At 47.5% G+C, this 14,008-nt stretch carries 13 protein-coding genes and 2 pseudogenes; 11 read left to right on the plus strand and 4 right to left on the minus strand.

Annotation, left to right across the window (positions count from 1 at the left end; genetic code table 11):
• Positions 1-46 precede the first annotated feature (46 nt).
• Together VK70_RS05560 and VK70_RS05565 are read left to right on the plus strand one after the other, a co-directional pair.
• Positions 47-943 carry an SDR family NAD(P)-dependent oxidoreductase gene (locus VK70_RS05560; RefSeq protein ID WP_025695159.1) on the plus strand — a complete coding sequence of 299 codons (897 nt, stop codon included), beginning with the start codon at positions 47-49 and terminating at the stop codon, positions 941-943.
• A 24-nt stretch (positions 944-967) separates the two neighbouring features.
• Positions 968-1,573, plus strand: coding sequence for a TetR/AcrR family transcriptional regulator (locus VK70_RS05565; protein ID WP_025695158.1), 606 nt, complete (start codon positions 968-970; stop codon positions 1,571-1,573).
• A 183-nt stretch (positions 1,574-1,756) separates the two neighbouring features.
• Here VK70_RS05565 and VK70_RS05570 read toward each other — a convergent pair whose 3' ends face one another.
• Positions 1,757-1,936, minus strand: a complete 180-nt coding sequence (locus tag VK70_RS05570) for a small acid-soluble spore protein H (protein WP_025695157.1) — start codon at positions 1,934-1,936, stop codon at positions 1,757-1,759.
• A 162-nt stretch (positions 1,937-2,098) separates the two neighbouring features.
• Between VK70_RS05570 and VK70_RS05575 the strand changes: the two genes are divergently transcribed.
• Both VK70_RS05575 and VK70_RS05580 read left to right on the plus strand, forming a co-directional pair.
• Positions 2,099-3,154: an S-layer homology domain-containing protein gene (locus tag VK70_RS05575; protein ID WP_025695156.1), complete on the plus strand. Its 1,056-nt coding sequence runs from the start codon at positions 2,099-2,101 to the stop codon at positions 3,152-3,154.
• A gap of 193 nt (positions 3,155-3,347) precedes the next feature.
• Positions 3,348-4,766 (plus strand): PAS domain S-box protein, encoded by a 1,419-nt coding sequence (locus VK70_RS05580; protein ID WP_025695155.1) that lies wholly within the window; start codon positions 3,348-3,350, stop codon positions 4,764-4,766.
• 168 nt (positions 4,767-4,934) lie between these two features.
• On the opposite strand, the gene VK70_RS05585 is transcribed toward VK70_RS05580, so the two are convergent.
• Positions 4,935-5,594, minus strand: coding sequence for a TetR/AcrR family transcriptional regulator (locus VK70_RS05585; protein WP_025695154.1), 660 nt, complete (start codon positions 5,592-5,594; stop codon positions 4,935-4,937).
• Between the two features lie 281 nt (positions 5,595-5,875).
• Here VK70_RS05585 and VK70_RS05590 point away from each other — a divergent pair, with 281 nt between their 5' ends.
• The 6 genes and pseudogenes from VK70_RS05590 (at position 5,876) to VK70_RS05610 (ending at position 11,083) form a co-directional block, all read left to right on the plus strand.
• A complete protein-coding gene (locus VK70_RS05590) occupies positions 5,876-6,718 on the plus strand; it encodes an SDR family NAD(P)-dependent oxidoreductase (protein WP_025695153.1) in 843 nt (280 codons plus the stop codon).
• A complete protein-coding gene (locus tag VK70_RS05595) occupies positions 6,715-7,728 on the plus strand; it encodes a zinc-dependent alcohol dehydrogenase family protein (RefSeq protein WP_025695152.1) in 1,014 nt (337 codons plus the stop codon). Before VK70_RS05590 ends, VK70_RS05595 begins: the two co-directional genes overlap by 4 nt.
• A gap of 32 nt (positions 7,729-7,760) precedes the next feature.
• Entirely contained in the window at positions 7,761-8,924 is a 1,164-nt protein-coding gene (locus tag VK70_RS05600) for an SMP-30/gluconolactonase/LRE family protein (RefSeq protein WP_025695151.1), read from the plus strand.
• Between the two features lie 165 nt (positions 8,925-9,089).
• Positions 9,090-9,173 (plus strand): annotated as a pseudogene (locus VK70_RS27760) (IS200/IS605 family transposase); the annotation flags it as partial.
• A gap of 60 nt (positions 9,174-9,233) precedes the next feature.
• Positions 9,234-9,531 (plus strand): annotated as a pseudogene (locus VK70_RS05605) (VOC family protein); the annotation flags it as partial.
• Positions 9,532-9,856: 325 nt separating this feature from the next.
• Positions 9,857-11,083: an MFS transporter gene (locus VK70_RS05610; RefSeq protein WP_025695150.1), complete on the plus strand. Its 1,227-nt coding sequence runs from the start codon at positions 9,857-9,859 to the stop codon at positions 11,081-11,083.
• Here VK70_RS05610 and VK70_RS05615 read toward each other — a convergent pair.
• Positions 11,047-11,487: an Lrp/AsnC family transcriptional regulator gene (locus VK70_RS05615; RefSeq protein ID WP_025695149.1), complete on the minus strand. Its 441-nt coding sequence runs from the start codon at positions 11,485-11,487 to the stop codon at positions 11,047-11,049. The two genes, VK70_RS05610 and VK70_RS05615, sit on opposite strands and share 37 nt — an antisense overlap.
• 353 nt (positions 11,488-11,840) lie before the next feature.
• Here VK70_RS05615 and VK70_RS05620 point away from each other — a divergent pair, with 353 nt between their 5' ends.
• Complete coding sequence (locus VK70_RS05620; RefSeq protein WP_025695148.1) at positions 11,841-13,019, plus strand: serine hydrolase domain-containing protein; 1,179 nt, start codon at positions 11,841-11,843, stop codon at positions 13,017-13,019.
• Positions 13,020-13,152: 133 nt separating this feature from the next.
• Here VK70_RS05620 and VK70_RS05625 read toward each other — a convergent pair whose 3' ends face one another.
• Positions 13,153-13,965 (minus strand): SDR family oxidoreductase, encoded by an 813-nt coding sequence (locus VK70_RS05625; RefSeq protein WP_025695147.1) that lies wholly within the window; start codon positions 13,963-13,965, stop codon positions 13,153-13,155.
• Between the last annotated feature and the right edge of the window lie 43 nt (positions 13,966-14,008).

The following is a 14,008-nucleotide window of genomic DNA, read 5'->3' on the forward strand; positions in this document are numbered from 1 at the left end:
ATGAATGAACTATTCATTCAATAACTATGAGGAGGTTATTCATATCATGGAGAATTTATATAAAAAATGGACCGTACAAGGCAAATATGTGATAATTACCGGAGCAACCAGCGGAATCGGGCTAGCCGCGGCAAAGGAGCTCGCAAATCGGGGAGCAGTTCTGGGACTTGTCGCCCGTAATCAGACAAAAGCGAATAAAGTAGCCGCTCAAATAAAGTCCAGTACCGGCGACAGAGCCAAGGTAGACGTATTTATGGCGGACATGGCTTCTCAGGAGTCTATTCGCAGCGCTGCTGCGGATATACTGAAAAGATGGCCCCGTGTGGATATTCTGATTAACAATGCCGGGGCGCTGTTTCTCTCGAGGAAGCTGACTGTCGACGGTCTGGAGATGACTTGGGCGGTCAACCATATTGCTCCTTTCCTGCTTACGACACTGCTCCTCGATCGGTTGAAGGAAAGCGGTCATGCCCGCGTAATTACCACCGCTTCCCACGGCCACAAGAAGGCTAGGAGGGGGATTCGATTTGACGATCTCAGCGCGGAACGGCTATATCGTATTCCGCAAAGCCTGTTGGGAGGGGCGAATATACGCTATGGGGAGACAAAGCTCGCCAACATCATGTTCACGGCGGAATTAGGGCGGAGACATGAGGGTAAAGGGGTTACTGCGGCCTGTTTTGACCCTGGCTTAGTATCAACGAACTTTAACCAGGATAACGGATGGTTGGCTCGCTTGACCATGGCCGTCATGAAAATGTTCTCCCGCACTCCCGAGAAAGGTGCAGAAACCTTGGTCTGGCTGGCGGACTCGGACGAGATGAACGTCTCCAGCGGGGGATATTACAAGGATATGCAAATAGCGATTCCTTCCGAGTCAGCTCGGAATATGGATGCTGCCAAGCGCTTATGGACAATAAGCGAGGAACAGATCAGATATTAGATTGAGTGATGGAGGTAAGCAGGTTTGAAGCAAATCAATGATTCGAAATCGGATGCCCTTCAAGATGAACGCAGAGACCAAATCAAGAGAGCGGCTCTTAAAGTGTTTGCAAAACGGGGAATCGACGGAACAAAAATGAGCACAATCGCAGCTGAAGCTGGAATCAGTCAAGGTCTATCCTACCGCTATTTTAGCTCCAAAGAAGAGATATTTACTGTACTTGTACAGGAGGCTATCGAAGAAGCTCAGATTGCAATTCGAAATGCTGGTCATTTACCCGGTACTCCGAAAGAACAATTGAGATTATTCACACAAAGATTGCTTGATGAGAGCCACAAGCATTACTTTTTATTGCTTCAACATGCGCTGACGTCGGAAGAGGTACCTGTACAGGCTAAGCAATTGATGGAGCAATATTCTCCGAATGAAACGATTGACCAACTGGTTCCCATATTCATCAAGGGACAGCAAATGGGCGAATTTTGCGAGGGCGATCCTCATAAGCTGTTGTTCATTTACTTCTCTGTTATAACAGGCCTTATGCTGCAGGAAAGCCTAACTCCCCATGACTATTGGATACAGGAAGTGGACATCTTGATGCGGATTTTAATGAAGCAAGGGAGCGCGTGAAACAGGGGGACGTTCTGGGCACATTCGATTGGTTGAAAGCTAACGAGACATTAGACGTGGTCAGACCTCAATTTCTCGAGTGGCTAGGTTAAACTTGGATAGACTCTTTACCCACAAAACGGCCAATTAATTGTTCAAGTGCCCTTATTGTGGGTAAAGTTTTACACATAGGCGAGCGGCTTATTATTGCTCAATCAGGCTCCTAACAGGAACCGTTTGCTCATTTTCCGGCTGATTCAATGGATAGATTCTGGCCATACCGGTGTTCTCATCCACATGCTGGATATAGATGGGCGTCCCTTCATAGGTTACATTTTCCATAATCGGCGAAGCGGCGATCTCTTGGGCTCTTTGTGTATTCATTGCCTTACCCTCCTCCAGATTTCAGATAACAACGGTTAGTGTCCCGCTGGATGAAGGGATTATGCATAATGTTTCCGCCATGTAAATATTTCCGTTAGAGATCATATTAAGATTCTGCTATTCTAAGGGACGGAATATAGAAATAGTAGGAGGACATCCCAGATGAGACCAAAGTTGTACCGAATGATTATTTTTCTGTTATTACCTTTTTTATTGGTTGCCGCGAGCTTTGTCACATCGAGCCATGCCGCTGAATCCGATCTGCTGAACAAGTACTATCCTTCCGACATTGAAGGCCATTGGGCCTATGACGCGCTTGATAATTTCGTCAATGCAGGCTTGTTAAGCGGTTATGCCGACGCGGATGGAACGATTCATATTAAGCCGAACAATAACGTTACCCGCGCCGAATTCGTAACGATGCTCGTTGGTGCGGCGGGCCTAACCAGCAGTCAGTCAGGTAAAACCTTCACGGACGTCAAAGCTGGAAAATGGTACGCTGACCCGATCCGGATTGCCAGTTCGCTTGGAATCGTCGGCGGCATTACCAATACGGAATTCGGTCCTGGCCGGCCGATCACACGAGGCGAAATCGCCGTTATGGTCGTCAAGGCTTTTTCATCATCCGTAAAGTTCGACGGACAACCCAAAATCTTCACGGATGTCCCGCAATATTACGCGAAGCCTGCCATTCAAAAAGCCAGCCAAGCCGGCATCGTGACCGGGATGACCGAGACCGAATTTAAGCCGTTTGGTCGCGCTACCCGCGCTCAAGCGGTTGTCATGCTGGAACGCTCGCTGAAGCTGCAGCAGGGAAACCTGCCGCTCGAACAGAACTTGATCGACCTTACCGCCAAGGCAGATAAAGAAGAAACACAGTTAATGGTGAACAAGAAGTATGCTGACCTGGAGCGGATTTTTCTTAAATATTACACAGGCTATCAGTTCGCTTACAGCATGTCTTCCTTGGCCGAGATCAATCAAATGGTCGCCGAGGGCGGAACGTTAGACATTGAAGTTGTAAAAGCCCCGACCTTCCGCGTTACGGAGCGTTCTGACCGTCTTGCGGTCTTGGATTCGGTATACGGTGAAATCAAAATGAAAATTTCGAACGGCGTAAATACCTACGAAGACACGATCAAGACGGAGGGCCAATACCTGCTGAAGAAAATGCCGGATAACAGCTGGAAAATCTACGCCATACTCACGAACGAATAATAGGCAAAAACGGAGGTTTCTTAGGAATCTCCGTTTCTTGTTTCTTGGTTATGTGAAAAAAGTAAATTCATAAAAGGCAAATAAAGAGTACAATATAAGAAAACGGTTTACCAGAATAGCATCACGAACCGGCACAGGCAAGCGAATTAACGGTCTGAATGAAATGTAAAACTGGTTACGGGAGTCTAGTTGTATGGAAAAGATCTCTAAGATTCAATTGCCTCAATATTCCTTATACTCCTACCTTGAATACAGTCCTGATGCGATTTATATTTTGGACCTGAATAAAAAAGTGGTGTATGTAAATCCTTCTTTTATTCAATTGTACGGCTGGTCTAAAGACGATTTGAATAATCTGAATTTCCCCCATATACCGTCTGAATTATATAATGAATGGGCCGGCATTTTTCAGTATTTCGACCACAAGAAAGAGGCTGTTACGCTGGATACGGTCAGAAAAAAACGGGATGGTGAACTGATTAGCATCAGCATTACGATCTCCCCGCTCGTGGAGCCGGATGGTCAAATCACCGCTTTCCTTTGCCTTTCGAGGGATGTAACAGAATATAAAATGTCGGAGCAAAAATATTACCGCTTGTTCAACCAGGCAAATGACTCCATATTTATCTTTGAATATAATGATCAAGGAAAAGTCTCTAATTTTATCGATGTGAATGACACAGCTTGCCAAAGACTCGGTTATTCCAGACAGGAGCTTCTCGCGAAGTCACCGCCCGATATTGGGGACCCAAGTCTTGCGGATCAGTTCGATCTAAATTTCCGCTCCATTGTACAAGGACAAACAATTTTTATTGAATGGATTCATGTGGCTAAAGACGGAACAAGAATTCCGGTTGAGATTAATTCTAAAATATTTAAGCTAAATAATAAGAACATGGTCATTGCTATAGTTCGTGACCTTACGGAACGGAAAAGGACGGAGGAGTTATTAAGAAAGAGCGAGAGCTTTTCCCTGATCGGAGAGCTGTCAGCGGGAATTGCTCATGAGATCAGGAATCCGTTAACCAGTATAAGAGGATTCGCTCAGCTATTATTTTCTGAAACCGAATCCATTCAAAGTTATCGTGATTTAGTCATATCCGAGGTGGACCGGATTAATTCCATAATTGGGGAGCTATTGTTTCTTGCTAAACCGCAATGCTCGGATCTAATCGACAAGGACCTCATCCCCCTGCTGAGACAAACGATAACCTTGCTTAACGCTCAAGCGCATTTGACAGAGAATGAGATCGTTATGGAAACCAATCCTGGCAGCCTATACATAAGATGTGCTGAAAACAAGCTTAAACAGGTCTTTATCAATATTCTGAAAAACGCGATTGAGGCGAGCCCAAAAGGAGCCGGAATTAAAGTTAAGGTCATCCGGAGGAAGCAATGTGTATTGGTTCGTTTTTTGGATAAGGGCAAGGGCATTCCCGCCGAGATTCTGAGCCAAATCGGTTCACCCTTTTTTACAACAAAGTCAGGGGGCACGGGACTCGGAATAATGATCAGCCAAAAAATTATACAGGATCATCATGGAACCCTTCATTTTGCCGCCAACAAGCCGAAAGGAACCATTGTTGAAGTTATGCTGCCAATAAAAATATAGAGAGGGCAAGATGGAACCCAGCGGAGTCAAAGTATCAATGGATCAATTGGCTCTAATTTGGGCAAACGGCAAATAGCCCCCGTCTTTAAAAAGTTGGGAGGCTATTTGTAATCCCCGGCGAATTGATTTAGATCAAAACAACTCGCTCATTCCTTAGCGGGATGCCCTTTAGTTACTACGAGTTTGAAACAACGAGCTAACAATCAAAGACAAAGTATTCCTGTATATGGAATAGGCCGATTCTACATCTCCCAAGTGTCCACCCATGTATAGATGGATAACGCCGTGGAGCGAGGCCCAGAATATACGTACAACGGATTCCGCGTCATACGGGCCGGGGATTAGTACTTGCTCTTGCGCATTGTTGATCACGGTCAATAATTGCTGCATGGCTGTTACGGTTCCATGTATGCTTTCCTCATCCGGTTTGAAATCTGCGAAGGCTCCTCCGAACATCAGCTTATAATAGCTGGAGTAACGCTGCCCGAATTCCCAAAAGGTTTCGCCGAAATTCAGCAAATACTGTGCCGGGTCAGCAGCCTGCGGCGTACCTTCGAATTCGTCAGCTAGAATCTTACAACCCTCCAGATACAACTGCTGAGCCAAACCTTCTTTATTAACAAACAAGCTATAAATGATTTTTGTCGAACAATCCATTTTATCCGCTACTCTACGCACAGTAACGGCTTCCGGGCCTTCTTCTTGCAATAGCGTTGCCGCAGCATCAACAACAAGCTTGCGTAGATTTTCTATATTTTGCAAGCGAGCTTCTTGGTAGGTTTTCAACTTTCGTGTGTTCGTATTGGAGGAGGTACCTTGGTCGCTCATAATCATCACCTTCGGTTATTATGTTTTCGTTAGGAAACAAGGTTTCCGACTCTCTTATCAAGAATTTTATATAGTTGTTGGACAGTTGTCAATGTGCGTTGGATGTTCAAAGATCATATTGACTTTCCACAAAAGGGACGTTACAATGAATTCCAATAGAAACACTGTTACCAAAATAATGCGATGATTCTTAACTTTTTTGGGAAGTTGGGAATTATTTTTAACCGCTCGGTAACGATGTTTCTGAATTAAAACGTAGTATCTGAAAGGAGGATAACAATTTGAAAATTAAAGGAAAATGGTCGCTCGTCACGGGAGCTTCTTCCGGTATTGGAGAGCAATTCGCGAGACAACTGGCCAAACAAGGCAGCCATTTGGTACTCGTGGCCCGTTCAGAGAGAAAGCTTGAGGAACTGGCATCGGAGCTTAGAAAGAGGTATGGCATCAAAGCTGAGGTTATCCCTTTGGATCTTGCGAAAGAGGGTGCGCCCAGCGAGTTATATCAGCAATGTCGGCTTTTGAAAGTGGAGATCGAACTGCTGGTCAACAATGCAGGTTTTGCTACACATGGTTTGTTTGAACAAGTGTCAGGTGAGCGTCAGCATGAAGAAGTGATGCTCAATGTCGCGGCTGTTGTAGATATGACCCACTTGTTCTTACCGGACATGTTGCGCAAAAGCTCAGGTGCAGTAATCAATGTTGCTTCAACCGCCGGATTTCAACCGCTTCCCTATATGGCCGTATATGGGGCAACGAAAGCTTTCGTCTTATCGTTTACTCAAGCATTATATTGGGAAAATCGTGACCGCGGCGTCAAATTTTTCGCACTTTGTCCCGGTTCGACGGATACCAGTTTCTTTAATGTCGTAGGAGCGGAAGAAGCCTCCGTCGGAAAGAAAGACACACCGGAAAGAGTTGTAGAGGTTGCGCTTCGCGCGTTGAAGGAAGGGAAACTGTATGTCGTTCCCGGTATCCAGAACTATATGGGGGCGCAGTTAGCGCGATTCATTACACGAAAGCAAGGTCTTCGGCTTGTTGGAAGCATGCTTCGTCCGCGCGAAGGATCCGGCAATTATAAGAATATTGGTAATCAATCTGATCTTGCAGGGAGGACAAATCAATGAAAGCTATACAACTAACAAACGGCTTCGGCTTTGAGGAATTAACCTTGACGGAACTCGACATACCAACGCCGGGCCCTCAGGAGGTGCTGATCCGCATGAGGGCAGCTTCTCTCAACTACCGGGATTTAGTGATCCTGAATGGATTAATGCCGGTCGACATCAAGTTTCCCTTCATTCCAGTATCAGACGGAGCGGGAGAAATTGTAGCTGTAGGCCCAGGAGTAACAAGATTTCAGGTAGGACACCGGGTAGCGGGTAATTTGCAGCAGCGATTCATTGCCGGCAATCCAAGAGCGGAGGTATTAGGAGAAAGTTTGGCAGGTCCGTTGAACGGAGTGGCGGCCGAGTATGTCGTCCTGCATGAAAATGGAATCGTCCGTATTCCCGATCACCTCACTTGGGAGGAGGCCTCCACATTGCCGATCGCCGCATTAACTGCATGGAGCATGCTGATCGAATACGGCGGTTTGCAAGCGGGTAATACCGTGCTGCTGCAAGGAACAGGCGGTGTCTCCATCTTCGGCCTACAATTCGCTGTTATGGCCGGAGCAAGAGCCATCATCACATCAAGCAGCAACGCCAAGCTGGAACGGGCAAAGGCTCTCGGCGCATGGCAAACGATCAACTATTCGGAAGTTCCCGATTGGGATAAGGTGGCGTTAGAGCTGACTGACGGCGGCGTCGACCATGTTCTGGATGTTGGAGGAGCGGCAACGATGGTGAAATCAATCAATGCGCTTCGCATTGGAGGGACAGTGAGTATGGTCGGGTTCTTATCGGGATTGACCATTCCGGAATACGATGTCACAGGCATCTTGCAGAAAGCTGCAACCGTTCGCGGCAGTCAAGTCGGCAACCGGGATCACTTTGAAAAGATGAATCGGGCAATTACCCATCATGGTTTACATCCTGTCATTGACCAAGTATTTCCACTGAACCGAATTGGAGAAGCATTCGCGCTCTTGGCCGAAGGAAAGCAATATTTCGGTAAAATCGTAGTCCAAATTTAAAATTTTACTTCCATGACATAGGAGGCGCTCTAATGCCTAATACAACAGATTTCTCTACTAAAGCTCCTCCAGGCGGAAATCATCCGAAACGCTCAACACTTAAACGGATACGCAGAGTGGGATTATCGCTGCTTGCGGTGATCCTTCTTGGAGTGATCACTTTCCTGCTTGTACCTTCACCTATCGAACCGGCAAAATGGATCGCGCCAACGGCCCCGTCTTTTCAGGAAGCGGGTCCGTGGCAACAGAACAACAAACTCAGCTCGGCTCAGCTAGTTACGGATGCCCCTAAATCCCCGGAATTCATTACCTTTGATAAGGAAGGTAATCTATATACAGGAGATTCTGACGGGAAAATTTATAAGGTTCCTTTCGATGGAGAGGGTAATCCGCAAGAGGCTCAAGTGTTTGCAGACACCAAAGGAACGCCCAACGGACTTAAATTCGATGACAATGGGAATTTGATTGTTGCTGATATCAAGAGGGGACTGCTATCTGTAAACCCATATGGGACCGTAGAGGTATTGGCCGATCAAGTGGACGGCAAGCCGATCTATTTAACCAACGAGCTTGATATTGCCCAGGATGGTACCATTTATTTTTCCGACACCTCGACCTATGGCCGCGTGATGTTCAAAGAAATGGCCGAGAACAAGCCGCATGGACGTTTGCTGAAATATGATCCGGTAACCAAGCAGACGACCGTCCTGTTAGAGGGGCTCTATTTTGCCAACGGAATTGCCTTGTCTAGTAAGGAGGATTTTGTGCTTGTGGCGGAATCGTATCATTATCAGTTGACCAGATACTGGCTGAAGGGCCCGAGGAAGGGGACATCTGATATTTTTTCGGACAATCTTGCGGGCTTTCCAGACAACATTACGCGCGATGAGCAGGGTCATTTCTGGGTCGGGATCTTTACGACTCGCATTTCTTTTGTAGATCAGATGCATCGCAGCCCTTGGTTGGCCGGTACCATGGCCAAAGTGCCGGAGTCGCTGCTTAGCGGAGCAAGCGCACCGGCGAAGCATGGGCTTGTAGTGGAGCTCAGCCCGCAGGGGGAGCTGATCGAAAGCTGGCAAGATCCGGAAGGCTCACTGTATGGCGTAACTACGGCTGTAAGCCATAACGGATATCTATATATAGGGACGGCGCCAGGAGGCAGCCAGGGCGTTCATCGCGTGCCGCTAACCAAATAATTGCCTTCACGGCAAGCCCAGCGGTTCCAAAAAAGCGACGTCAAATGGGTTCTCGGAATCATTCGAGGGCCTTTTTTGTATGAGAAACTCCTAGTTCCTTTGAACTCGATGATAAAATGGGTGCCGGTTTGAGGACGCACACATGAAATCAAAGGAAAACAAAGGATGGACAAGAGCAGTCTAGCACACACGAAGTGGAACTGCAAATACCATATTGTATTTGCGCCGAAGTACAGAAGATCCCCGATTTCATCAAGCCTTTGATAGAGGGAAGGTATGATTGATTGCTAATTAAGACATGATGTATTATATCCGCTCCCGGACGAAGCGAAGAGCCTGATCATGCACACCCGGCTTAATATTTTTGGAAGCAATGTAATGTTTTCCGATACGTTTCCCGGTATGCCTTTTGTGGTAGGCAACAAGATTAGCCTGGCCATTGTGACCGACGACAAGGGACGCCTTGCAATCTGCTTTTGATAAACTTAAAGAGGGCGGTAAAGTTAGCATGGAGCATCAAGAAACCTTCTGGAGCAAAGCTTACGGAAGTCTGTCGGACAAGTTCGGCGTGCTATGGCAGTTCAACCTTGGTATGGAAGAATTGTGACGGGATGTCAAAGGGTTATGACAGTAAAAGCAACGCATTTGCCAGAGCGCATCGCTGACAGCGATTAGGTCAGGGTTCATCCCCCCAGGCCCCATTATAATGATTTAATGACCTTCCGAATGCGGAAGGTCTATTTGTTTTATACAGATTTAAAATTAAAGGATAACACTGATTTTTAAATTTAATACTGTGGCTAAAGTTGTTTATATACCTTGATTGATGTATGTAAAATAACCAATTCATTTTGTAAACTTATCTGGAGTGAGCGATTGCTTGCTCTACAGCGGAATCATGAATCCGCACAAATGAAAGGAGGTGTTTGATATTGAGTCCTAATCTGACTTCAGCAACGCAAAGTGCCGCGAGCGGAGTTTCTTCTGTTCGCCTTCCGTGGGCCGGATTATTAGCCCTTGCCATGGCAGGGTTTATCTGTATCCTCACAGAGACGCTCCCGGCCGGTTTGCTTCCCCAGATCGGCGGGGGACTTGGAGTCTCGGAGGCGGCTGCCGGCCAGCTTGTCACTTCGTATGCTATCGGCTCCCTGCTCGCCGCAATTCCTTTAACAACCGCAACACGAGGGTGGAGACGGCGGCCACTGCTCTTGCTGTGCATTGCCGGTTTTCTCGTGTTCAACAGCGTTACTGCACTATCCTCTAACTATATGCTGACGCTGATTGCCCGTTTCCTGGCTGGAGTTTCTGCAGGTGTCTTGTGGGGAATGACAGCAGGCTATGCCCGGCGTATGGTGCCCGATATCCTCAAAGGTAAAGCCATGGCGGTGGCGATGGTCGGCACGCCTCTCGCTCTGGCGCTTGGTGTTCCAGCCGGAACATTCCTTGGCGTTCTTGTTGGCTGGCGCTCTGTTTTTGCCATCATGTCGCTGCTGGCGGCGCTGCTCATTGCTTGGGTGCTCTGGAAGATGCCGGACTTCTCTGGACAGGCCGCTGAAAAGAGACTCCCTCTTCGTAAAGTCATCCTCTTGCCGGGGGTGCGGCCCGTACTGATTGTTGTGCTGGCATGGGTGTTGTCGCATAACATTTTGTACACATATATTGCGCCTTACCTTGCCCAGGCCGGGTTAGCCCGGCGTGTTGACTTGATGCTGCTTATTTTCGGCGCTACATCGGTTGCTGGAATCTGGATAATCGGACTGTTAATTGATCGTATGCAGCGTTTGTTGGTATTGATCAGCCTTGCGGGTTTCGCACTAGCATCCCTTTTGCTTGGTATAAGCGGCCAGCCCGTTGTGATTTATTTAGCGGTATCGGTCTGGGGCCTCACGTTCGGCGGAGCGGCAACACTGCTGCAGACGGCAATGGCTGACGCCGCTGGCGAGAGTGCGGATGCGGCTCAATCAATGCTGGTGACAGCATGGAATCTGGCCATCGGCGGAGGCGGGATAATCGGCGCTGTTTTACTCGAAACCCTTGGCGTTAGATCCTTCCCGTGGGCCTTGTTAGGGCTGCTGCTCCTTGCACTGCTCGTTGTGTGGCGGGCACAAGAATACGGATTTCCTTATACTTCTTCGAGAGAAGGAATGAGAAATTTATGATCGATCGGTGAAGACATGACAATCAGGATCGTATAGGTTCCATACTTATCGCACTGATTGCCAAATTCTTCGAGAGCGCGTGTAGAGTCGGTCAGTACTTTTAATAAATAATTGTGTTCACCGCTTATGCGGTGGCACTCGGCAACATGGGGAGATGAACGGACGAAATCAAGAAAGGCGTAGCAGTCTCTAGTCCGAAATAACATATAGGCTGCTGTGTTTTTTTCAATTTTTTCAGGATTGATGATTGTGCGATACTCTTCGATCACGCCTTTTTCTTCCATTCGTCTTACTCTTTCCGTTACAGCAGGTTGGGATAACCCCACGCTTTTACCCAGCTCTGTCATCGAAATCCGCGCTTGATTTTGAAGATGGAAGAGGATTTGTTTGTCTACATGATCCACTTTGAATGTCCTCCTTTAAATTTAAGGTGTTACAAATAAAGTTCCTTGTATTACTTTGTGTAATTATCATAATGGATGGATTGCGATATGTAAAATGAATGATTAATCTATATAAGATGAACTTGAAAAATGAGATCAGGGTAAGGAGTAACGAAGGGGAAGTTTGGAACTGTAGGAGCGATAGCGATCGCCTTTGTCTCCGGATTTCATCCGCGAAGAGCGGGTAATTATGAAGAAATCTGGGGACAACAGCGGCCGGAAGTCCAAACATTCCTCGTAGTTACGACTGATATCTGGTGGGAAAATCTTAAGTTCATTTTAAATAGATATGGAGTTAGAGAGGATGGCTAACATTGAGCAAATATGATCCAAATAAGAGAGGTACTGAAGCGCTGCAAGCACATATTGATGAAGTTATTGATCGTACAATTGCCGACAAAAGGTTGGTTGGCGCTGTTGTCCAAGTTACGCTTAACGGAATGGAGTGTTATAACCGCGCTGCCGGATATGCGGACCGTGAACAAAACCGTTTTATGCAAAATAATACTCTATTCCGGCTTGCTTCCGTATCCAAACCGATCGTTTCCACGGCTGCACTGGTGCTTGTATCGCAAGGCCGTCTAGGGTTAGATGACCGTGTGGACAGATGGCTGCCCGAGTTTCGCCCCCGTTTGCTGAGCGGTGAATTTGCCTCCATAACCATCCGGCATTTGTTGACTCACACGGCAGGGCTGACCTACCGCTTCTTTCAGAAGGAGCATGATTCATACGACATCGCCGGAGTATCGGACGGTATGGATCAGGCCGGCATTTCATTGGAAGAAAATTTGCGGCGCATTGCTTCCGCACCGCTGCTCTATACGCCCGGTACCCAGTGGAGATATTCCATTGCAACAGATGTGCTCGGTGGGGTCATTGCCAGATCCGCCGATGCCCCGTTAGACGAAGCGGTGCGTTCTCTAGTAACCGAGCCGCTCGGGATGAAGGATACCGGGTTTATTGCGTTTGATCCCCTAAGGCTGTCCGCGGCCTATGCCAACGATTTTCCTGAGCCGCGCCGGCTGCTTGATTCTGACCACATTCCATTTGTAGAAGGTACTTCGGGTTTCAGACTTGCTCCCGGCCGGGCGCTTGATCATACGGCGTATCCTTCTGGGGGAGCTGGTATGGTTGGCAGTGCGGGCGACTTTATGCGGCTGTTGGAAACGCTGCGAAAAGGCGGAGCGCCTTTATTGCCGGAGAAGCTGGTCCGGGAAATGACCACCAACCAGATTGGCAATCTTCCAATGCCTTACTGGCCAGGGCGCGGGTTCGGGTTAGGTATTACCGTGCTAAAAGATCCGGTGGCCGCTCAAACTTCCGAGTCACCGGGAACTTGGCGTATGGGAGGAACTTACGGGCATTCCTGGTTCGTTGATCCCGTCAAGCAAATAAGCGTCGTCGCGTTCACCAATACCGCGCTGGAAGGCATGTCGGGCCAGTTCACGATAGATCTTTGCGAAGCGGTTTATGAAGGGCTTGGGAAGTCATGAGGGGGGATTTTGAAAGGGAAGCGAAGGGTGTAAGTACTTTAATCGGCGTGAGTTAATGAAAAAGATGGGACAGTGCCCCTGAGCATTGACCTGACCGTATCGCTGGCAGCGATGCGGTCAGGGTTCAATCCCTTCAGCTTGCGATAAATGGTTTGATGCTTTCTTTCAGCGTAGTTACCGGACGGCCCAATAGCTGCTTCAGATCGCCTGAGGTTGAGGAAGTATCGATCTGGCTTAAAAAACCGTAAATCCAATTTTGAATCTGGGAGTCTTGACACAATGAAATCGGTTTGCCTGCAAGATCGGACAGGGCCGCAACCAGCTCGCTGAAGGTCCATGCGGCGGGCGCGGTGAGCTCATAGGTTTTATTTTCATGGCCAGGTTCGGATAGAACTGCTGCAATGGCTGTGGCGAGATCAAGGCGCGTAACGGAGTTGAACTTCCAATCTCCCGGGTAAACGCTGAGTTTACCGTTAGCAATTGCGGCATTAAGATCAAGCGTTCCTACAAAATCCATATACAAGCTATTGCGAAGAAAAGTATAGGGAATTCCGGTTGTGCGTATCCCATGTTCAGTAGCTAAATGCAGATGAGACAGGGGAGATGTACCATTTTCAAGAAAGGCGAAGCTCGTATATAAAAAATGGCCAACTTTCGATCTTTTTGCCGCTTCTATGACCTGGGCATGCTGGCGTAAACGAATGGTATCATCGTGATGCGGGCTTGAAATCAATAGCAACCGAGATGCTCCTGCGAATGCTTTCTCCAGGGAGTCAGGCTGATCGTAGTCGCAAAAACGGATGGCAATTCCCTGTTCCTCAAAGTGTTTTCCGGTCTCAACACGGCGAACACAAGCAACGATTCGATCGGCTGGAACATGTTGAAGAAGCTGCTCTATAATCAAATTTCCCAGCTTTCCGCTAGCCCCTGTAATAACAGTAGACATTGAAATTCATCCTTTCCATATGCAAAATTTTAGTTAAGCACTT

Source organism: Paenibacillus durus ATCC 35681 (assembly GCF_000993825.1).
Classification (GTDB): Bacteria; Bacillota; Bacilli; order Paenibacillales; family Paenibacillaceae; genus Paenibacillus_AQ; species Paenibacillus_AQ durus_B.

Bases quoted from the DNA above. Each gene is read 5' to 3' on its own strand.
- VK70_RS05595 (WP_025695152.1), top strand. From the start codon at position 6,715: ATGAAAGCTATACAACTAACAAACGGCTTCGGCTTTGAGGAATTAACC.
- VK70_RS05575 (WP_025695156.1), top strand. From the start codon at position 2,099: ATGAGACCAAAGTTGTACCGAATGATTATTTTTCTGTTATTACCTTTT.
- VK70_RS05625 (WP_025695147.1), bottom strand. From the start codon at position 13,965: ATGTCTACTGTTATTACAGGGGCTAGCGGAAAGCTGGGAAATTTGATT.
- VK70_RS05600 (WP_025695151.1), top strand. From the start codon at position 7,761: ATGCCTAATACAACAGATTTCTCTACTAAAGCTCCTCCAGGCGGAAAT.
- VK70_RS05570 (WP_025695157.1), bottom strand. From the start codon at position 1,936: ATGAATACACAAAGAGCCCAAGAGATCGCCGCTTCGCCGATTATGGAA.
- VK70_RS05560 (WP_025695159.1), top strand. From the start codon at position 47: ATGGAGAATTTATATAAAAAATGGACCGTACAAGGCAAATATGTGATA.
- VK70_RS05585 (WP_025695154.1), bottom strand. From the start codon at position 5,594: ATGAGCGACCAAGGTACCTCCTCCAATACGAACACACGAAAGTTGAAA.
- VK70_RS05580 (WP_025695155.1), top strand. From the start codon at position 3,348: ATGGAAAAGATCTCTAAGATTCAATTGCCTCAATATTCCTTATACTCC.